Origin of the sequence: Candidatus Njordibacter sp. Uisw_002 (assembly GCF_047730155.1) — a bacterium.
GTDB lineage: Bacteria > Pseudomonadota > Gammaproteobacteria > Pseudomonadales > Balneatricaceae > Njordibacter.
The window spans coordinates 2,323,210-2,344,423 of the sequence record NZ_CP159832.1; the positions used below are offsets into that span (position 1 = coordinate 2,323,210).

Genomic DNA, 21,214 nt, shown 5'->3' on the forward strand with positions numbered 1-21,214 from the left:
GTTATGTGGCCTGAATCCAGCGAAAAAAAACAACCTTTGCGCACCGGTTTAACGACCGGCACTTGCGCTACGGCGTGTTGTTTGGCTGTGGGTCACTTGCTACTTGGTAAAGTGACTAAAACCAGCGTTAGCGTAACTTTACCTGATAAAAGGCCCAATGCTACCCGCACCAAAGATGCTGATAAAAAGGCCAGCAAGCAAGTGGATTTACGCTTAAGCGCAGTAGAAATGCGCAGCGCCACAAGCGCTTATGCACAAACGATTAAAGATGCCGGAGATGACCCAGATGCTACCCATGGCGCTACTATTTGGGTGTGTGTAGATTTGGTAGATGAACAAGGCATTCGTTTTAAAGCAGGCGAAGGTGTGGGCACTGTAACAAGGTCTGGCTTGGTGATAGACGTAGGCGAAGCGGCCATAAACCCCGTGCCTAGAAAAATGATGAGCGAACACCTCACACGCCTTGCCAAGTTTTACCAATACACCGGTGGTTTTGATGTGACCGTGGGCGTGGTCAATGGTGAGGAAATTGCCAAAAAGACCATGAATGGCCGCTTAGGCATTTTGGGCGGATTATCTATTTTGGGCACCACAGGCATAGTGCGCCCGTACTCTTGTGCGGCGTGGATTGCATCCATTCACCAAGGCCTAGATGTAGCAGCGTCAAACGACTATTCTCATATTGCAGCTTCCACCGGCAATGCCAGTGAAGCGTTTATAAGTGAACATTATGGTCTTAATGACATGCAACTTATTGAGATGGGAGACTTTGCAGGTGCAGTGCTTAAGCACCTTAAAAAGGCACCTGTAAAGCGCGTCACTATATGTGGTGGGTTTGGCAAAATTAGTAAGCTGGCAGATGGCCATTTAGACTTACACAGCAGCAGGTCATCCATCAATTTGGAAAAACTCTCAAAAATTGCCCGTAGTTTGGGCGCTGATGAGCGTTTAGTAGCGTCTATAGAAGCCTGTAATACTAGCCTAGAAGCCCTAGGCCTGTGCCAAGCACAAGGCATAGATTTAGCCGACGCCGTATGCCAAAACGCTCTTCATTTTGCTCAAACCACCGTGCCCAAAAGCGTGCAGCTAGAGATATTTGCGGTAAACAGGCAAGGCAAACTATTGGCTAGTGCTTTTGGCAACACTGCGGATAGCTTGTCGTGAAACTATTGATTTTAGGCGGCACCGCCGACGCGCGCCACTTGGCCACAGCCATGCACCAAGCTGCGCCTTGCCTAGAATTGGTCTATAGCGTGGCAGGCCTAGTGCGCCAACCAAAAGTGCCAGCGGTGGTGGTGAGTGGTGGCTTTAGCCAATTTGGTGGCTTAAGCGCCTACTGCAAAGACCAACAAATAGATGGCATCGTCAATGCCACCCATCCATTTAGTATCACTATGGGCGAGCATGCTCAAAAAGCGTGTAGCCAGCTGGGCATCAATTATTGGCGTTTTTTACGACCACTGTGGCAGCAAACAGCCAAGGATGATTGGCGTTTATTTGACACTCGCACCAAGCTGTTAAGCGCTATGTCTGGCTACCAGCGGGTATTACTTACCCTTGGCCAAGTGAGTGCGGGCGAACTGGCATTATTACCTACAGATCAAAAAATTTGGCTACGCACTGCAGTGGCGCCGAGTTACAATTTACCAGATCATGTGAGCTGGATTAAGGCCATAGGCCCCTTTGATGAACCGGTGGAGCTGGCTTTATTAAAGCAGCATCACATTCAAGCTATTGCCAGCAAAAACAGTGGTGGCAGCTCTACCCAAGCCAAATTAGCTGCTGCATGCAGCCTTAAACTACCCGTATTTATGCTACAGCGCCCGGCATACACAGGCCCTGTAGAAGCAAACTTTGATTACCTTATAGAGCGTTTAAGCCAATGGGCTAAAGCAGCTATTAGCCTTGCCCCGATAACACCCACATTTAAAGAGCATTCACACTGATGATTCACTTGGTTTTTTTGATATGAGCTTTGTATACCAACCTAACCCTGCAGCTATTGAGCAAGATAGCTTTCGCCAAATTCGACGGTTAACCGATCTGTCTGGCTTAAGTGTGGATGCCCAACAAGTAGTGATGCGTGTAGTACACAGTGTGGGCGACCCTCTAGTGGCGCAGCACATGCGTATAAGCAAAGATGCTTGTGCCTTTGGGTGTGAGGCTTTGGCCAATCAAAATGCCATTTTATGTGATGTAGAAATGGTGAAGCAGGGCATTACCAAACGCATGATTCAAAACCCTCCTTTGTGTTATTTAAACCATGAAGACACTGCCAAAATGGCCAAGCAGCGCGGTGAAACACGCTCTATGGCAGCGCTAGAGCTTTGGGGTGAACAGCTTAAAGATAGCGTGGTAGTAATAGGTAATGCGCCCACTGCACTGTTTCGCTTATTGGAAATGATTAAGGCCGGCGCGCCTAAACCCGCGCTAGTAGTAGGCATTCCAGTGGGTTTTGTAGGTGCTGCTGAGTCTAAGCAAGCCCTTTGGGATATCCATGAAGAGCTAGGCATTCATTGCATTACCTTACTTGGGCGCCAAGGTGGCAGTGCCGCTGCCTCTTCGGTAGTGAATGCGCTATTACGCTGCAACATAGGCGAGCGCTACTGATGCCTAAAATCACAGTGATTGGCTTAGGTATTTGCCAGCCTCCATTACTCAATGCCAAAGCACTAAGTGCTTTGCATAGCTGTGACTGCATTATGGGCTCACCTAGACAGCTAGAAAGTGTGGCACCGCCAAGCACTGATAGCTCACAAAAAGTGCGCCTAGCCTTGCCCAAGCTTAAAGAGATTGCCAACCACATTAAAGGTTTTGAACATGTGGTGATTTTGGCCTCGGGTGATCCCCTTTTATTTGGCATTGGTAAATATTTGCACAGCCAATTTAGTGCTGAAACAGATTTTCAGGTGACTTGTATTAGTGGCATTTCAAGCTTACAAGGCGTGTGTGAATTAACCGGTTTATCATTACAAGACGCACAACTTGTGAGCTTACATGGGCGGCCATTAAGCAACCTTAATCGCCATTTACAACCTCACCGTAATTTGTTGATTCTTACCGATAAGCACAGCCATCCACAAGCCATCGCCAAAGCTTTAGTGTCTGCAAATTTGCCACACTCAAAAATACACGTGTGTGAACGATTGGGTTATGAAGATCAAAAACACCTAGAGTTTGTAGCAAAAGATCTAGCCTCATCCACGCAGAGCTTTGCACCATTACACGTCACCCTTGTACATACACTTGGTGAAGGTAATGTAATACCTAATTTCCCGGGCATTGCTGATACTCACTTTGTGACAGATGGCGACTCTGGCAAAGGCCTGCTCACTAAACGCGAAGTAAGGCTTAATATTTTGTCCTTGTTGCAAGCATCGCCTCAAGATATAGGCTGGGACATAGGCGCAGGCTGTGGCGGGGTAGCTATTGAATGGGCGCTTTGGAACCCACAAGGCAAAGTGTATGGCATTGAAGATCATAGCCAGCGTGTCGCTTGCTTAAATGCCAATATGGCCGCTTTTGGAGTGAGCGCTAACTTACAGATTATCCAAGGCAGAGCGCCACAATGCCTAAGCACCTTACCCAACCCAAACAAAGTATTTATAGGTGGCAGTGGCGGTGCGCTTAGCCAAATATTACAGCTTGCTTGGCAACGGCTTAAGCCCGGTGGGCGCCTTGTGGCCAGCGCTGTAACAGAGCAAAGCAAGGCAAAGCTACGAGAATTTTCACAGCATATTAGCCAAGCCCCTGCAGAGTATTTACAAGTGGCTATCAGCCGCCATGACACTATTGCAGGGCAAGATATACTGCGCCCTGCACTACCCATTACCCTAATGAGCTGGCACAAAACCCCACAAATATCACACGAGACATTACATAATGCATAATTTTGAAGCTAAAGCGGGTGTGTTTTACGGCGTAGGTGTAGGCCCAGGTGATCCATTATTAATCACCCTAAAAGCTCATCATATTATACAAAGTGCTGATGTAATTTGTTATTTGTCTAACCAATCAGGCACTTCACAAGCACGTGACATAGCCCAATATAGCATTGGCAGCCGCGGCACTGCTGCTATAGAAGTGGCCATTCCCATGCCCATGAGCACAGATAGAACAGCCGCCAATGCGGCCTATGATATAGGCGCAAAACGCATTAGCAGCCATATAAACTTAGGCCAATCTGTGGTGTTTTTATGTGAAGGCGACCCATTGTTTTTTGGCTCATTTAGCTACCTTTTAGAGCGTTTGAGTGACTTGCACCAATGCCTTGTAGTGCCTGGCATTTCGTCTGTAAATGGCGCAGCAGCAGCTTTGCAACAGCCTCTTACGTTACTGCAAGAGTCATTTGTAGTGATGAGTGGCCGCCATAGCGATGCACAGCTAGAACAAGCCCTTATAAGCCATGACAGTGTGGTAATAATGAAAGCAGGCCGAGCTCGCCCACGCATTCTTGCTATTTTGAATAAAACCAAGCGCACTGCGGATGCTAATTATCTGGCTTACATAGGCCGTGAACGTGAAGAAATTTTAACTGACGTATCCACACTGGCCAACGAAGCCGGGCCTTATTTTTCACTGTTTGTGATACTTAAGCAGGAGCGTGATTCGTGATTCGGATTTTTGCCTTAACCCAAGCGGGTGCGGGCTTGGGTAACCACATAAAAGAGCTTTTATTAGCCCAAGGCTCAAACGAAGAAGTTTCGTTTGAGCTAAAGCCTGTGCCTTTTGCAGAAACCGTGCAAACAGCCTTTACCAACCAAGAGCGGCTTATTCTTATCTGTGCCACAGGCATTGCTGTGCGCACTTTAGCGCCTGTTTTAGTGGATAAATACACAGACCCTGCAGTGCTAGTGCTGGATGAAGAAGGTGAGTTTGTTATCCCCTTACTGTCAGGCCACGAAGGTGGCGCTAACGAATGGGGCCGCCAAGTGAGCGACCTACTCAATGCGCAACTAGCCATAACCACCGCTCAAGCTTATTTACAACCAGTGTATACCGTGGGCATGGGGTGTGAGCGAGGCTGTAGCCAAGAGCATTTGCTAGAATTTTTAAATGAATGCTTAGCCAACAAAGGCCTTACTATAAAGGATGTTGTAAGCATTAATAGCATTGATATTAAAGCCGACGAACAAGGCCTTATAGAGCTTGCCCACACTTTGGGTAAAAGCTTTCAAACCTATTCTGCACCAATATTGGCAGGTGTAAATGACCAGCTTATCAACCCTTCACAATACGTGTACGACACGGTGGGGGTTTATGGCGTAGCAGAATCTGCTGCACTTTGGGCTGCCCAACAAGCCACAGGCAACTCCGCGCAGCTGATACAAGCCAAACTAAAAACACAAAAAGCTACTTGCGCTATTGCCCGGGCATACCCGCCTGGCACTGGCTCAATTGGTGGACACGATTAACCTTAATTATTACTAAATAAGTACGAGATCAACATGAGCAAATTATTTATCGTAAGCACCGGCCCAGGTGATGCGCAATTAGTAGCACCACGCGCCCATAAGGCTATTGCTGCCAGTTCAGACCTAGTGGCATATGGCCTTTACCTAGATATTTTAGGTGATGTGTGTGATGGCAAAACCCACCATGACCTACCCCTTGGTGAAGAAATTGGCCGTGCACGCCTAGCATTAAATTTAGCAGCCAGTGGCAAAACCACTTCCCTTATCTCTAGTGGTGACATTGGTATTTATGCCATGGCTACTTTGGTGTTTGAGCTACTAGACATGCAGCTAGAGGGTAAAGAAAATCATCCGCAATGGCTGGATGTAGAGCTGGAAGTGATTCCTGGCATTTCTGCCATGCAAGCCGGCGCTAGTCGCGTAGGCGCGATGCTAGGGCATGATTTTTGCACTATTTCTTTGTCAGATTTACTCACACCTTGGGAAACTATTCTAAAGCGTATAGAAAAAGCCGGCGAAGGTGACTTTGTGGTGTCTTTTTATAACCCTGTATCAAAAAAGCGTGACTGGCAGCTTAACAAAGCCCGTGACATTTTATTACAGCACCGCCCTGCATCGACTCCAGTGTTAATAGGCCGCCAGCTGACTCGCCCAGACGAGCACGTGCGTATTATCCGTTTGGATGAGCTAGATGCCAAAGACGTAGACATGTTTACCATGGTTTCTGTGGGCAACAGCGAGTCTCGCCATATTATCAATGGCACCAAAGAATGGGTTTACACCCCTCGTGGCTACAAGAAAAAGCTGTAACAAGAACATTAAAAAACTTAGGACAACAACATGACGGTATATTTTATTGGCGCAGGCCCAGGTGACCCAGACTTAATGACGATTAAGGGGCAGCGCTTATTAGACGCTGCAGCCTTAGTGCTTTTTGCTGGATCATTAGTGCCCACTGAAAACATGGAAACCGCAAGAGCACGCGGTGCAGTAGTGATAGACTCTGCCGCCCTAGCCTTAGATGATCAAGTAGAGCTTATGGCGCAAACTCATGCCAAAGGCGAAGACGTGGCACGTGTGCACTCAGGCGACCCGTCATTATATGGCGCCATTGGCGAGCAGATTAGGCGTTTAGAAGCGCTGGGCATTGATTACGAAATCATCCCAGGTGTTACCGCCTACGCTGCCTCTGCCGCATGGCTAGGTAAAGAGCTAACCTTGTCTGGCATCTCACAAACGCTAATCCTTACTCGCTACGAAGGCAAAACTCCCTTCCCAGAGCGTGAACGCTTGCCCGCTTTAGCCGCTACAGGTGCTACCTTGGCTATTCACTTGGGTATTACACGTATTCACAAAATTGTGGAAGACTTATTGCCACACTATGGCGAAGACTGCCCAGTAGCAGTGTGTTATCGCACCAGCTGGCCAGACCAAGACAAGGTGACAGGCACCTTGGGTGATATAGTGGCCAAAGTGCGTGCCAAGAAATTCACCCGCACCGCACTCATACTAGTAGGCCATGTGTTAGATGCAGAAAACTTTGACGACTCATACCTTTATGATGAAAACAAAGCACACATCTATCGCAAGAAAGATCATAATAAAAAGGTGGGGTAGGTAGTATCACACTGCTACTAGAGTGATGTTTACTCTAAGAGAAAGGCCTGCACATTTAACAATGTGTGGGCTTTTTTTGGAAAATCAGTCTTGTTTATCTTCAATAAACTCTTCAAAGCCCAAATCAACATTATTACTGTAGTCTTGCTCAATAATCGCCTTGGCTTGTGCTGCATGCTCTATAGGCACAAACAATCTCACACCTCCCAATGCGTTTGAATAGAACCAATCCATATTAATGGTGTATTCATCCGCTATTAAAGCCGGAATGTTAGCTGCTTCTAAGCTTGCTTTGGCAATATGCGCCTCATGGGGAAATGAAAAAGCGGCGATTTGTATTTGATTATTCATCATCGTCTTTGCCTCCTAGTTCATAAGTTTTAGGGCTATGTAAGGCACTAAGTTAAAAATGAGAATGCCTATTTTGTAATTGCCCATGTATGCAAAATATAAACTGGGCAGCTGTGAAGCGCTTACACCTGCAAGCTTAGTGTGGATGTTGATTAAAAAACCTTTAAACAGAAAAAGCACTAGCGCTGAAAAGGTCAAAATGCCGATATTTATAGCCGTGCACCAACCTAAGAACAGGGTGATTTCATTTAGATCCATAACGGGCTCCTCTGCTTACACTTCTTTTATATCATAGTATGGATCAGGGTTTGTGGGCAATCAGTTGGTAATTGCTATGGTTTTTGTAGCATCCGGGGCTGCAATCTAGCCAACGGTTTAAATGATTTGAGCAAAGCGCACGCCAAACCCATCTGGGTCGGCAATAGTGAAGTCGCGCAAGCCGTAGGTTTGGGTGGTTAACATGTCTATCACACGCATGTTAGCTGCCTGTACTTGCTCCCACAGGACATCTATGTGGTTTACAACCACACGCACATTAGCAACGGGCAGGTCTAAAGTAGAGGCAACTTGGTTTCTTTGATCTAGGAATATATAACTACTCTCCCAACGCATCACCGCAAAAGTGTCATCACTACGCTCGATGCTAAAACCAAGGGCTTTATAAAAAGCTAAGGAGCGATTTAAGTGACTGACATGTATTTCAACAGCCAGCTGTGCTGTAAGCTCTTTTGTAGGCCCTACTGTCATTGTGCTTCTCCTTCTGTATCTTTAGAGCCAGCTGCTAATAGCTAACTTCCTTATAAATATTTAAAGCATAGACCCTTTTTTGATAATTACTTGCCCAGCCACAAAAAATACGTTTAAAAAGCGTCGCATGAAAGATAGTTTATGCCTAGAGTAAGCTGATTTTAGTGGCGTTTTGTGCCAAAATAGTGGGCAATTTAATACACTCTTTTAGCATGCCATTTGGCACAAGGTTATCCCATGCAACTGAAAAAAATTCCCGCTACTGTTGTTACAGGTTTTCTGGGCAGTGGTAAAACCACTTTATTGTCTAACGTGTTGCGCCAGATCTCTGGTGGTAAAGACCCTAAGCGTATTGCGGTGATCGTAAACGAGTTTGGCGAGCTAGATATTGATGCGGATTTGTTGCGCAATTGCCCACTAGATTGTGATGACGAAGGCGAAGTGCCCACTAGCTCCTCACAAGGCATTTATGAACTAGCCAACGGCTGCATTTGCTGCACTGTAGAAGAAGAGTTTTTACCAGTAATGCTAGAGCTGGTGAAGCGTCGTGATGACATAGACCATATTCTTATAGAAACCAGTGGTTTGGCTCTGCCAAAACCTTTGGTGCAGGCGTTTAACTGGCCAGAAATTAAGCAACATTTCACGGTAGACGCTGTGATTACCGTGATCGATGGCCCAGCTGTAGCCGCCGGACGCTTTGCCCATGATGCAGATCAAGTGCAAGCCCAGCGTTTGGCTGATGAAAGCCTTAACCATGATCCAGACTTAGCCGAGCTATTGGATGACCAATTAAGTGCAGCAGACCTTGTGATCGTCTCTAAAAGTGACCTTTTGTCAAACGACCAGCGCAGTCGTGTGGCAGAAGTGGTTGCAGCTAAAGTGCCTAGCGCAGTTAAAACTGCTTACATTGGCCAAAAAGAAGATGGCACAAGTGATGCTTCTTTAGAGCTAGTGTTGGGCCTAGAAGCTGCTGCAGAGCAGCGCATTGAAGCGGTACACACGCATCATGATCATCACCATGATCACGGTGATCACCACGAACATGCCCATGACCACTTTGATTCTTGCGTCATTCATTTAGGCGAAGTGGATGCAGATCGTTTACAAAGCGCTTTATCCAAGCTACTTGCTGAACAACAAATATACCGCGCTAAAGGCTTTGCCGCCTTGCCTGGCAAACCTATGCGCCAAGTGATTCAGGCTGTAGGCCAGCGTTTAGAAAGCCACTTTGATCGTTTGTGGGGCGCTGATGAAGCCCGCCGCACCTCCTTAGTGATGATCGGCAAACACTTACATGCAGATGAGCTTACGCTTGCCTTAAAAGTGGCTGAGGTTTAATCACTCACCATGCACTTGCTTGCAGCACAACCTGGCGGCTTCGTTGAAGAAGAAGGCATTGTTGACCTAGGCCAAGACCCAGCAACCATGGTGATCTTGGCTGCCGCTGATACTAGCTTAGCCATGCTAGCCACGGCGGCGCAGCAGCTAGGTAGTGAACTGCCTTCAGTCCGTTTGGCAAACTGGAGCCACCTGCTAAAGCCTGCTGCTTTTGATCTTTATGAGCACAAGGTGCTAGAGCACGCAGACATTGTAATGGTGTCATTGCTAGGTGGCGCAAGCTATTGGGATTATGGCTTTTTACGCTTACAAGCATGGCAAAAAGCTAAACCTTCGCGCACTCTTATATTGGTGCCAGGCGATGATGCACCAGACCCACAGCTTACTCTTGCTAGCTCTTGCACCCCTGAATGTTGTGGGCTCATTTGGCAATATCTACGCCAAGGCGGGGTAAGCAACGGCATTAATTTATTGCGTTATTTGCACCAAGAGTGCCTACCAAGCCCAGCCACGCACGCATCCACTTCCTTCACAAAGACAAGCTGGCAACCACCAACGCAGTTGCCCCAAGCATTAATTTATCAGCCAGGTGTAGCCCAAGCCAGCTTAATGGATTGGCAAAAAGACACCCTTACTAAAGGCCTGCAAAACGCTCCAGTGGTGGCTTTGCTGTTTTATCGTAGCCACTTGCAAAGTGGTAATACACGTATGTTTGATGGCTTAATGGCAAGCTTAATTGAACAGGGTATGAACCCTATCGCACTGGCTGTTACCTCGCTTAAAGATTCACAAGCGTTAGCTTTAGTAAACCACACCATAAAACAATCTAACACTAAGCTGGTATTAAGCAGCTTAGGCTTTGCTAGCAACAAAGTAGATGCCCCAAGCCTTAGCTCTGCGCCCACGCACTTTAAGTTGCCTATTGAAGGTGATATTCCTGTTTTGCAGCTGGTGTTGTCTTCCACCACTTGTGAAGCATGGCGCGAGCATAAACAAGGGTTAAGGTCGCGTGATATTGCTATGCAGGTGGTGTTGCCAGAAATGGATGGCCATTTGCTCACTCGCGCCATTAGCTTTAAGTCTATGGGTTACTATAGCAAGCTATGCCAGATAGACCTTGTAGGCTATGAGCTAGAGCCACAAAGGGCTCAGTTTGTGGCTCGCCTTGCAAAGGGTTATTGCAGCCTAGGCCATAAGGCCAATAGCGACAAACGTATAGCACTAATCCTTGCCAACTACCCCACCAAAGATGGCCGCATTGGCAATGGTGTGGGGCTAGACACGCCACAATCTGCTATTAATGTATTACAAGCCATGCAAGACGCGGGCTATGCCATTGATATGGTGCCAGAAAATGGTAATGCCTTAATTGAGAAGCTATTAGAGTCTGTCACTAATAACCCAAACACATTGCACCATCTTCCATGTTGGCAAAGTATGGATGCCAGCAAATATATGGAGCATTTTGTAAACTTGCCCCAAGCCTGCCAAGACGCAGTGCAAAAGCGCTGGGGCGGCCCTGAAAAAGACCCTAAATATCGTCAAGGGCGCATTATGCTTGCAGGCTTACGCTTGGGTGAAACCTTTGTGGGCATTCAGCCCGCGCGAGGCTACAACCTAGATTTAACAGCCAACTACCACGACCCAGACCTAGTGCCTCCCCATAGTTATTTGGCGTTTTATTTTTGGCTACGGCATATTTATCAAGTAGATGCAGTGGTTCATTTAGGCAAACACGGCAACCTAGAGTGGCTACCGGGCAAAGGCGTGGCATTAAGCGACCAGTGCTGGCCTGAAGTTGCTTTGGGGCCTATGCCTCATTTTTACCCATTTATTGTGAATGACCCAGGTGAAGGTGCTCAAGCCAAGCGTCGTGCCCAAGGGGTGATTATTGATCACTTAATGCCTCCCATGGCGCGCGCCGAAACCTATGGCGAGCTGGCAGATTTAGAAGCTTTGGTCGATGAGTTGTATCAAGCTACAGGTTTAGACACGGGCCGTGAGCTATGGCTAAGAGAACAAATTGTAGCCACCTTGGCTAGCAGCCACCTAAAACAAGAGCTAGGGCTCACTGCCTACACTAGTGAAAGTGAAATGCTCGCCGAGCTTGACACTTATTTATGCGACATTAAAGAAGCTCAAATCCGCAATGGATTACATATTTTAGGGCAATTACCTAAAACGACAGAACTTAGCGAAACCATGGTGGCCCTGCTGCGTTTACCCCGCGGCGAAGCTAATGAAGAACGTGGCATTTTGCATAATTTGGCCTGTGATTTAGGTCTCCACGACTACGACCCTTTGGCCACGCAAGTCATCCCTTGGCTTGGCCCTAAGCCTGCGTTATTAGCCCAACAAGATCTGGGTGTATGGCGCTCTAGCATGGACACCCGCGAGCGCCTCGAATTGTTAGCATTAAGCTTAATCAATGGTTATCTTCTTGCAGAAAAAAATAAAGATATCAACGATTTAAAGGCACAGTTACCTCGCACAAGCCAGCAGCTACACTACGCAAAAACAGTGATTTTAGCGGCCTTAGAAGACAGCGCTGTGCGTGAAACTAAAGCCCTTATTCAAGGTTTAGCAGGCGCATCTGTAGAGCCTGGGCCTAGTGGCGCGCCTACTCGTGGCCGCTTGGATACCTTACCTACAGGGCGCAACTTTTTTTCTTTAGACAACCGCAGTGTGCCCTCTGCTGCTGCTTGGGCATTAGGCCAGCGTTCAGCTCAAGCCCTTATTGAAAGGCATTTACAAGAGCACGGTGACTACCCTACTCAGCTTGGCTTGTCAGTTTGGGGCACAGCCACCATGCGCACTGGCGGTGATGACATTGCCCAAGCCTTTGCATTGATGGGCATCAAACCTATTTGGGCTGTGGGCTCTCAAAGAGTAAGCGATTTTGAAATTATTCCAGCCATGCAGTTAGGCCGTCCACGAGTGGATGTCACCTTGCGTGTGTCTGGGTTTTTCCGTGACGCCTTTCCTAACGTGATGAAACTCTATGATGCGGCTGTACAAGCCTTAGCCGTCTTTGACGAGCCTGGCTCCAGCACAGCCAGTGGCAACAGCAATACTATTCGCAAAAACATAGAGCTACGCCAAGCGCAGCTACAAGCTGATGGCGTAAGTGAAGCACAAGCGCGCCGCCAAGCCAGTTATCGGGTGTATGGCAGCAAACCTGGTGCTTATGGCGCTGGCCTGCAGGGCCTTATTGACGAGAGATGTTGGGAGCAGCGCAGTGATCTTGCAGATGCATACCTAAACTGGGGCGGCTATGCCTACGGTAACCAAACCGGTGATGGCGTGGCAGCACATGAAGGCTTTAAACACCGTTTAAGCCAGCTAGAAGCTGTGGTACAAAACCAAGATAACCGCGAACACGATCTGCTAGATTCTGATGATTACTATCAGTTTCAAGGCGGCATGACTAACGCCGTAACCAGCTTTAGCGGCAAGGCCCCTGCGGTGTATCACAGTGATCATAGCAATCCTAGTGTGCCCAAGATCCGCACCCTAAGCGAAGAGCTCAACAGAGTATTGCGCTCGCGTGTGCTTAATCCTAAATGGATTGGCGCCATGCAGCGCCATGGATACAAAGGCGCCTTTGAAATGGCCGCAAGTGTAGACTACTTATTTGCCTATGATGCCACCACAGATTTAATCGCTGACTACCAATACCAACAAGTTAGTGATGCACTAATTTTTGAAACCCATAACCAGCAATTTATGCGTGACAACAACCCTGCTGCACTAGAAGAAATGGCTGAGCGCATGTTAGAAGCTTGCCAACGTGGCATGTGGCAAGAGCCTGGTGAACACCAACAAGCCTTACAAGATTTGCTGTTAGATTTAGATCAGCAAAAGGAAACAGCGTCATGATTAAATCCACCGTTGCAGATCTCCCTACCCTCATAGCGCAAGGTCATCGCACGCTGATGGTACAAGGCACCACCTCGGATGCTGGCAAGAGTATTTTAGTCACCGCTTTGTGCCGCATATTAGCTCGTAAAGGCGTAAAAGTAGCCCCTTTTAAAAGCCAAAATATGGCACTTAACAGCGCTGTTACACCTGATGGTGGTGAAATTGGCCGCGCTCAAGCAGTGCAGGCAGAAGCCTGCTTTATAGCACCTGATGTGCGCATGAACCCTATTTTACTCAAGCCCAACAGCGACCTTGGCTCACAGGTAATTATCCGTGGCAAAGCCATTGGCAACATGAAGGCTGTGGAATACCATCTGCACAAGCCTAAGCTGCTGCAAGATGTGGTGCTAGCCCATGGTGAGTTATTGGAAGAATTTGACCTAGTGGTAGTGGAAGGTGCTGGCAGCCCTGCCGAGATTAATTTACGAGAGCATGACCTTGCCAATATGGGTTTTGCTGAAGCTGTAGATTGCCCTGTTATCATTGTGGCAGACATTGACCGCGGTGGTGTGTTTGCCCATTTGTATGGCACCTATGAGTTACTTAGCCAAAGTGAACAGAACCGCACACGTGGCTTTATTATTAACCGCTTTAGAGGTGATAAAGCCTTACTGCAAGGTGGCCTGGATTGGCTAGAAGAAAAGACAGGCAAACCTGTATTAGCCGTGTTGCCTTACATTCATAACTTACACATAGAAGCCGAAGACTCTTTGGCAGTGGATCAGTTTGAAAAAAATGACCAAGGCCAACATTTTAAAGTGGTCGTGCCTATTTACCCAAGGGCCAGCAACCACACCGATTTTGATGCCTTAAGAATGCACCCTCAGGTAGATTGTCAGCTGTTAAGAGATGTGCAAACCTTTCAGGGTGCAGACCTTATCATTTTACCTGGCAGCAAAAACACTCGTGGCGACTTGGCCTGGCTTAAAAGCTCTGGTTGGGATGCTGTGATTAAACGTCATTTACGTTTGGGCGGCAAAGTCATTGGCATTTGTGGTGGTTATCAAATGCTCGGCCACGCTGTGCACGACCCTGATGGCACAGAGTCTGCTGCCGGTACAAGCTTAGGCTTGGGACACTTAAATATTGAAACCTTGCTACAAGGTGAAAAACAGTTACGCAATGTAAAAGGGGTTTGGTTATCTCCAGAAGGTGATATTCCAGTGACAGGTTATGAAATCCATGTGGGGCAAACTACCGGCAGTGACCTTGCTCAGCCACTGATGACACTTGATACCGGCATAGATGGTGCAAAAAATAGTGAAGACACCGTAATGGGCAGCTATGTGCATGGGTTATTTGATGAGCCAAAGCTGCTTGCGCTTTTGTTAGATTGGGCCGGTTTGGAAGAGACTATAGCTTTTGATTACCCTGCTTTAAGGGCTAAAGAGATTGAGCGCTTAGCCGATGAAGTAGAAGTGGAGCTGCCCATGGAAAGGATTTTTAACATCATGCGCGGTAGCCTTTAGCATGACTTTACTCATCATTATTACCCTAGCGCTTACTTTAGACTACTTTCTAGGTGAGCCCAAACGGCTGCACCCTTTGGTGGGCTTTGGTGCGCTGGCTGATGGGCTAGAGAAGTGGCTTAATACTAAAAATGGATTATTTTCCGTCGCTAACAAAGACCTTTTGCTAAAAGGCAAAGGTGTTTTAGCCCTTAGCCTTGCTATTGGGCCCATAGGTTTTATGGCCTACTCACTAGAGCAAACACTAGCCCCAAGTGCAGTGTTTTCGATACTGGCAGGTGCTGTGGTACTTTATTTGGCTATTGGCTGGCGCAGTTTGATAGAACACGCTAAAGCCATATCCATACCCCTTATTTTGGGTGATCTTAGCAGTGCTCGTGTTGCAGTCAGCCGCATTGTTAGCCGTGACACTCAAGCATTAAATGAGCAAGAAATCGCCACAGCAGCCACAGAGTCTGTGCTTGAAAATGGCGCCGATGCGCTGTTTGCAGCGCTATTTTGGTTTATTGTGGCAGGCATTCCGGGGGTGGTTATTTATCGTTTAAGTAACACTTTAGATGCTATGTGGGGCTATAAAAATCCTCGTTTCTTGCACTTTGGGTGGGCGGCTGCACGCTTTGATGATGTGCTTAATTTTATTCCTGCCCGCCTCACTGCGTTATCTTACACAATATGCGCTAGCCTTAATGGCCACACTACAAACGCATGGCAAAGCTGGCGCCAGCAAGCTGGCACTTGGAAAAGCCCTAACGCAGGCCCAGTAATGGCAGCAGGTGCTGGAGCTATTGGTGTGATACTAGGCGGCAGTGCACACTATCATGGCCAAGAACAACAGCGCCCAGTGCTTGGCGCCGGCCAGCCTCCCATGGCCAAAAGCATTGATGATGCCTGCACCTTAGTGAATTACAGCTTGGCTTTATGGTTAATTGTGATGGCTGCAATTAGTATTTTGAGCAAAGTGTCATGAGCCTACTTTTTCACGGTGGTGATATACAAAGCGCATCCGCTATCTACGGCCGCGACCCTTGCCAATGGATAGATTTGTCTACCGGCATAAATCAACACAGCTACCCTATACCCAAAATAGAGCAAAGTGCTTGGCACCAGCTGCCTTATTTAAGCCCTAAACTTACCACTGCTGCTGCCAGCTATTATGGTGCTCATGGGTGTTTGGCCAGTAGTGGCAGCCAAGCTATTATTCAATTATTGCCCAGCATATTGCATCACTTGGGCAATGCTAGGGCCGCATGGTTGCCCGATGTAGGTTATCAAGAACATCGTCATGCATGGTCTAAATGTGGTGACATAAACACCTATAGTGGGCTAGATGGCGCTTTAGCTGCAAAACAAATAGACGCCGCTCTAGAAGATAACCTGATAGGGCATCTGCTCATTATTAACCCCAACAACCCGACGGGTGAACGATTTACACCAAAAAAACTGCGTGCTTGGGCACAAAAATTGCATGCTTCAAATGGTTTTTTGGTGGTAGATGAAGCCTTTATTGACAACACGCCAAGCGCTAGCTTACTCACAGAGCCCTTGGCAAAAAACGTGGTGGTTTTGCGTTCTGTAGGCAAATTTTTTGGTTTGGCAGGCATACGATTAGGTTTTACTTTTGCAGATGAAAGCGTATTAGAGCAACTCGCTAAAGAACTTGGCCCTTGGATTGTTAATGGGCCTGCACAAACTGTTGCTATTGCCGCTTTAAGTGATACCCTGTGGCAATCAAACATGCGCACCACTTTAGCCAGCCAAAGCCTACAACAACACAACATTTGGCAACCGGCTATGACCGCCCTTGGGGCTTATCACGCAGGTTCTCATGAACTCTTTCGAAGCTTTATTATGGCTCCTAAATTAGCTAAAAAGCTGCACCAAAGTGCGGCCAAAAATGGTATTTTAATACGCTTAGTAACCATTGACTCAACCACCAGTTTGTTGCGCTTTGGTAATGTAGATTTAAGCCAAAATATACACAACGTTAGCGCACTAGAATATTGCCACACATGGATACAACAGGAATCCTAATGACCTTTTTCCCTCTGTTTCACAACACCAATCATTTAAAAGTACTACTCATTGGTGGTGGAAATGTAGCCAAGCGCCGAGTAAAAACCCTGGTTAAAGCAGGTGTTAGCTTTGATTTAATGTCCATCTGTGTAAATGATGGCATCACCGAATTAGTAGAAAACGCAGGTGGCACAGTCACCCTAGGCGCCTATGACTGCGATGAAGTGATGCGTGGCTATACCTTCATTTGTGCTTTAACTGATAACCGCACTGTAAACCATCAAATTGCTGTTGATGCAGAAGCCATGGGCTTGTTAGTAAATGTGGCAGACGTGCCTGACGATGGCAACATTATCTTTGGCGCTATTATCGACCGCGCCCCACTCACTATTGCCATTAATAACGGCGGCGCTTCGCCTGTTTTATCAAGTATTTTACGCCAGCAACTAGAGCAGCTTGTGCCTAAAGCTTATGGCCAATTGTCTCGTTTAGTAGGCACTTATCGCCCACAAGTAAAGAAGGCTTTACCCGATACCAAGCAGCGCTCCATATTTTGGCATCAGGTGCTGCAAGGCCCTGTGGCCGAGGCCGTATTCTCTGGCAAACATGATGACGCTGAAAGTATGCTCAAAGACCACTTAAAAGAAATAGACAGCGGCGGCAATAAGATAATGAACACGGGCGAAGTGTTCCTTATTGGCGCAGGCCCAGGAGACCCAGACCTACTAACCCTGAGGGCTTTTAGACTATTACAAAAAGCTGATGTGGTGCTTTATGACGCCTTAGTTTCTGATGGCGTGATGGCATTAGTGCCAGAATCTGTAGAGCGGGTATATGTAGGCAAGCGCCGTGCAAATCATAGTGTGCCCCAAACAGGCATCAACCAATTGTTAGTGGATTATGCCAAACAAGGCAAACGTGTGGCTCGGCTTAAAGGTGGAGACCCATTTATTTTTGGTCGCGGCGGTGAAGAAATTGAAACCTTAGCGCAGCAACATGTGCCGTTTCAAGTCGTACCTGGTGTTACTGCGGCTAGCGGCTGCTCGGCTTATTCTGGCATCCCTCTCACCCATAGAGACTATGCCCAGTCGGTGCGTTTTGTTACAGGGCAACTGCAAGATGGCAGTGTAAATTTGCCTTGGCCAGAGTTAATTGTAGAAGGCCAAACCTTAGTATTTTATATGGGCTTAAAAGGCTTGCCATTAATCTGTGAGCAGCTGTTAGCTCATGGTATGGACATCAACATGCCCGTAGCATTGATTGAAAAAGGCACTACTCAAGACCAACGGGTATTAGTGTCCGACCTCACACAACTACCGGCAATGATCGAGGCAGAAAAAGTGATGTCTCCTTCGCTGTTTATTGTGGGGCGCGTAGTGAGCTTGCATGATAAGCTGGCTTGGTTCACCTCATCAAGAGAAAGCTAAGTCAAAATGCCCATCACCCATCAATTATTAGCTGTTTTTGTTGCTCTCATTTGGGGCACTAATTTTGTCTTTATTGAATTAGGCTTAAACGACTTACCGCCATTTTTATTTGCTAGTTTACGCTTTGCCTTTGCAGCTTTGCCTTTGGTGTTTTTTTTACCTCGCCCAAAGGTGCCTTGGCGCTATTTAATCGCCTATGGGGTGTTTATTGGGTTTGGTCAATTTGGGCTATTATTTTGGGTGATGGGTAGCCATATTTCTCCCGGGCTAGCCTCTTTAGTGATTCAAGTGCAGGCTGTGTTTACCATTTTACTGGCGCTCATGTTATTTAAAGAAACCATACGTTGGCCTCAGATTGCAGCCTTGGCGGTGTCTTTTGCAGGTATTTTATTAATCGCAGTGCAAGGCAACACAGATGCCACCCCTATTGGCTTAGCCGTTATTTTAATAGCTGCTTTAAGCTGGGCTGCCGGTAATCTAGTCGTTAAACGCAGTGGCAAAGTGCATATTATTGCCTTTTTGGCATGGTCTTCTCTTTTTGCAGTGCCGCCACTGGCCTTGATGTCTTATTATCTTGAAGGCCCCACACTTATAACCCAAAGCTTAGCGTCTGCCACATGGCACCCATGGGCTATTGTACTGTGGCAAACCATAGGTAATACCCTCATTGGATATGGCCTGTGGAATTTATTATTACAACGCCATGCCGCAGCTCTTGTAGCACCGTGGGCGCTACTGGTGCCCGTATTTGGTATGGCTGCCTCAGGTGTGTTTTTGTATGAGGCCATGCCATGGTGGAAGTGGGTGGCTGCCATTTTAATCATTGCAGGCTTAGTGATAAACTTACGCTCTACAAAAACACCATTACAACCCATTAACGCCAATTAACACCACTGAAGCCTACTATGACCTTGCTCCCTCGTCGTGTGCAGTATCTACTTGTATTAACCCTAGCGTTATGGGCTTTACAAGGTGTGTTTCGAGTGTTGTTTTGGGGCTTACTCTCCGAGCTACCTATAGCTGCAGAAGGCTACTTACTAAAAGCTTTTTGGGTGGGTTTGCGCTTTGATTTAAGGGTAGCTTTATTAGCTGCTTTAGCCACATTACCGTGGCTACTATTGCCCCGCTTTAGTGCTGTTAACTATGCACTATTACGTCGCTTGTTAGGTTATTGGTTCGGCATTATTTTACTAGTCATACTGATGATGTATGTCTTTGATGCCGGGCATTATTTATACCTTAGCAAACGCATTGATGCATCTGTCACCCGTTTTAGTAGTGATATTGGTATTTCTAGCGCCATGGTATGGCAATCTTACCCAGTGATTCAAATTAGCTTAGCGATCGTTGCTACTTGGAGCTTGGGTTACTGGGCGCATAAGCGGTTTGCACTGCCTTTGCTCACCCAAGAAAAGACACGTAGGCGTTGGTATAGCAACTGTGTTCATATCGTTGTGATAGGGGCCTTATTTTTATTAATACTTTTAGGCCGCTGGTCATTGGTGCCTTTGCGATGGAATCATGCGTTTTTTAACGGTGATGCCCAAGTTGCTGCGCTTGGGTTAAATCCATTTGTGTGGGTATATTATACAGCCAGTTTTACCACCGCCACCTCTGCCACTGAACAAGATTTACAACCACACTTGCAAACCCTTTCCCACTTGCTAGGGGCAGAGTTTCCAAGTGATGGTGCGGCTATATTAGATCGCTGGGAGACCCCCAGCGCACCTGTAGTGAGTGCTCAACAAAGCACTCCTAACCTAGTGATTGTGTTTATGGAAAGCTTGGGGGCAAGCCACATAGGTGCTTATGGTAATAAGCTAAACCCCACGCCAAATATAGATGCTCTCATTAGCCAATCACGCTGGTATCCCCACTTTAATGTGCCCGCAAGGTCTACCGCCAAGAGCGTGTTCACCTCTATTACTGGCATTCCCGATGTGTCTGCCATAAAAACGGCCACTCGCAATCCTTTCATTACTCATCAGCGCTCTGTTATTAATTCTTTTGTAGCGCACGAAAAACACTACATGCTTGGAGGCAGTGCGGGGTGGGCCAATATGAGCGCCCTCATTCATAACAGTATTCAGGGTGTCACTTTATATGAAGAAAAATATTGGAGCTCACCCATTATTGACGTGTGGGGCATTTCTGATCATTCATTATTCAGCGAAGCTAGTGATGTTTTAAGCCAAGCTCAAACGCCATTTTTAGGCTATATTCAAACTGCGGCCAATCACAGCCCTCATACTATTGCCGATGATAAAACAGGTTTTGTAGAGCAGCAACAAAGCCCAAAGGACTTAAAAGACAATGGTTTTATCAGTGTAAAACAATACAATGCAGTGCGCTTATTGGATCATAATATTGGTAAAATGTTTGAAAATTTTAAGCGTAAGGGTTTGTACGATAATACTATTTTTGTGCTTTTTTCAGACCACCAAGCAAGCTCTGCAAAGGTAGATTTTTTGCCTGAGTATATCTTTCAGTTTGGTATAGCCGAGCTGCCTGTGCCACTGATCATCCACGCCCCTTCTATGGTGACACCAGAAGTGGACAACACGTTTGGTGGTTTGCCAGACTTATTACCTACCATTGCTGGACTATTTCCAAAGCCTTACCTTAATACCACCTTAGGTAGAGACTTAGCATGGGCCAAAGGCAAAGATCTACCAGGTTATGGGTTTGTGCAAGATAGCAGAACCAGCGTAGCTGTTAACGGCAAAGAGATTGCCAGCGTGAATCACATTACCGGTAAGGTGGTAAGCGCAGACATAGATGAGAAAGGTGTAGCCCACATCAGCCCCACACCCAACGCTATGGTAGACGCAGCCAATGCGTATTATTTGGCTGCACAATATTTACTTAAGGCAAACGCTGTTAAACCTAAATAAAACCCTGCTTATTTATGAGA

At 46.9% G+C, this 21,214-nt stretch carries 19 protein-coding genes; 16 read left to right on the forward strand and 3 right to left on the reverse strand.

Annotation, left to right across the window (positions count from 1 at the left end; genetic code table 11):
* Positions 1-3: 3 nt before the first annotated feature.
* The 8 genes from ABXT42_RS11160 to cobM are packed head-to-tail and all read left to right on the forward strand — an operon-like array spanning position 4 to position 7,031.
* Positions 4-1,164, forward strand: coding sequence for a cobalt-precorrin-5B (C(1))-methyltransferase (locus tag ABXT42_RS11160; protein WP_443628218.1), 1,161 nt, complete (start codon positions 4-6; stop codon positions 1,162-1,164).
* Positions 1,161-1,946 carry a precorrin-6A/cobalt-precorrin-6A reductase gene (locus ABXT42_RS11165; protein WP_443628219.1) on the forward strand — a complete coding sequence of 262 codons (786 nt, stop codon included), beginning with the start codon at positions 1,161-1,163 and terminating at the stop codon, positions 1,944-1,946. The genes ABXT42_RS11160 and ABXT42_RS11165 overlap by 4 nt, the downstream gene beginning before the upstream one ends.
* Positions 1,947-1,968: 22 nt before the next feature.
* Positions 1,969-2,610: a precorrin-8X methylmutase gene (locus ABXT42_RS11170; RefSeq protein ID WP_443628220.1), complete on the forward strand. Its 642-nt coding sequence runs from the start codon at positions 1,969-1,971 to the stop codon at positions 2,608-2,610.
* Complete coding sequence (gene cbiE / locus ABXT42_RS11175; protein WP_443628221.1) at positions 2,610-3,890, forward strand: precorrin-6y C5,15-methyltransferase (decarboxylating) subunit CbiE; 1,281 nt, start codon at positions 2,610-2,612, stop codon at positions 3,888-3,890. Before ABXT42_RS11170 ends, cbiE begins: the two co-directional genes overlap by 1 nt.
* Positions 3,883-4,614 (forward strand): precorrin-2 C(20)-methyltransferase, encoded by a 732-nt coding sequence (gene cobI, locus ABXT42_RS11180; protein WP_443628222.1) that lies wholly within the window; start codon positions 3,883-3,885, stop codon positions 4,612-4,614. The genes cbiE and cobI overlap by 8 nt, the downstream gene beginning before the upstream one ends.
* A complete protein-coding gene (locus ABXT42_RS11185; protein WP_443628223.1) occupies positions 4,611-5,414 on the forward strand; it encodes a cobalamin biosynthesis protein in 804 nt (267 codons plus the stop codon). The genes cobI and ABXT42_RS11185 overlap by 4 nt, the downstream gene beginning before the upstream one ends.
* A gap of 33 nt (positions 5,415-5,447) precedes the next feature.
* Entirely contained in the window at positions 5,448-6,224 is a 777-nt protein-coding gene (cobJ, locus tag ABXT42_RS11190) for a precorrin-3B C(17)-methyltransferase (protein ID WP_443628224.1), read from the forward strand.
* Positions 6,225-6,254: 30 nt separating this feature from the next.
* The gene (gene cobM / locus ABXT42_RS11195) at positions 6,255-7,031 is read left to right on the forward strand and encodes a precorrin-4 C(11)-methyltransferase (RefSeq protein ID WP_443628225.1); all 777 of its coding nucleotides are present in this window, start codon (positions 6,255-6,257) and stop codon (positions 7,029-7,031) included.
* An 84-nt stretch (positions 7,032-7,115) separates the two neighbouring features.
* On the opposite strand, the gene ABXT42_RS11200 is transcribed toward cobM, so the two are convergent.
* The 3 genes from ABXT42_RS11200 to ABXT42_RS11210 form a co-directional block, all read right to left on the reverse strand.
* The gene (locus tag ABXT42_RS11200; protein ID WP_443628226.1) at positions 7,116-7,385 is read right to left on the reverse strand and encodes a putative signal transducing protein; all 270 of its coding nucleotides are present in this window, start codon (positions 7,383-7,385) and stop codon (positions 7,116-7,118) included.
* A gap of 12 nt (positions 7,386-7,397) precedes the next feature.
* On the reverse strand, positions 7,398-7,640 hold the full coding sequence (locus tag ABXT42_RS11205) for a DUF6868 family protein (RefSeq protein WP_443628227.1): 243 nt from the start codon (positions 7,638-7,640) through the stop codon (positions 7,398-7,400).
* Between the two features lie 117 nt (positions 7,641-7,757).
* Positions 7,758-8,129 (reverse strand): VOC family protein, encoded by a 372-nt coding sequence (locus ABXT42_RS11210; RefSeq protein WP_443628228.1) that lies wholly within the window; start codon positions 8,127-8,129, stop codon positions 7,758-7,760.
* Positions 8,130-8,366: 237 nt separating this feature from the next.
* On the opposite strand from ABXT42_RS11210, the gene cobW reads away from it, so the two are divergent.
* From cobW to ABXT42_RS11250, 8 genes are read left to right on the forward strand one after another with little or no spacing between them, the layout of a single operon-like run.
* Positions 8,367-9,470: a cobalamin biosynthesis protein CobW gene (cobW, locus tag ABXT42_RS11215; protein ID WP_443628229.1), complete on the forward strand. Its 1,104-nt coding sequence runs from the start codon at positions 8,367-8,369 to the stop codon at positions 9,468-9,470.
* Between the two features lie 9 nt (positions 9,471-9,479).
* The gene (cobN, locus tag ABXT42_RS11220) at positions 9,480-13,349 is read left to right on the forward strand and encodes a cobaltochelatase subunit CobN (RefSeq protein ID WP_443628230.1); all 3,870 of its coding nucleotides are present in this window, start codon (positions 9,480-9,482) and stop codon (positions 13,347-13,349) included.
* A complete protein-coding gene (locus tag ABXT42_RS11225) occupies positions 13,346-14,860 on the forward strand; it encodes a cobyric acid synthase (RefSeq protein ID WP_443628231.1) in 1,515 nt (504 codons plus the stop codon). The genes cobN and ABXT42_RS11225 overlap by 4 nt, the downstream gene beginning before the upstream one ends.
* Before the next feature lies 1 nt (position 14,861).
* On the forward strand, positions 14,862-15,827 hold the full coding sequence (gene cbiB / locus ABXT42_RS11230) for an adenosylcobinamide-phosphate synthase CbiB (RefSeq protein ID WP_443628232.1): 966 nt from the start codon (positions 14,862-14,864) through the stop codon (positions 15,825-15,827).
* Positions 15,824-16,891, forward strand: a complete 1,068-nt coding sequence (locus ABXT42_RS11235; RefSeq protein WP_443628233.1) for a threonine-phosphate decarboxylase — start codon at positions 15,824-15,826, stop codon at positions 16,889-16,891. The genes cbiB and ABXT42_RS11235 overlap by 4 nt, the downstream gene beginning before the upstream one ends.
* Positions 16,891-18,300, forward strand: coding sequence for a siroheme synthase CysG (cysG, locus tag ABXT42_RS11240; RefSeq protein ID WP_443628234.1), 1,410 nt, complete (start codon positions 16,891-16,893; stop codon positions 18,298-18,300). The genes ABXT42_RS11235 and cysG overlap by 1 nt, the downstream gene beginning before the upstream one ends.
* Positions 18,301-18,306: 6 nt before the next feature.
* The gene (locus ABXT42_RS11245; RefSeq protein WP_443628235.1) at positions 18,307-19,188 is read left to right on the forward strand and encodes an EamA family transporter; all 882 of its coding nucleotides are present in this window, start codon (positions 18,307-18,309) and stop codon (positions 19,186-19,188) included.
* A gap of 17 nt (positions 19,189-19,205) precedes the next feature.
* Positions 19,206-21,194 carry an LTA synthase family protein gene (locus tag ABXT42_RS11250; protein ID WP_443628236.1) on the forward strand — a complete coding sequence of 663 codons (1,989 nt, stop codon included), beginning with the start codon at positions 19,206-19,208 and terminating at the stop codon, positions 21,192-21,194.
* Positions 21,195-21,214 lie beyond the last annotated feature (20 nt).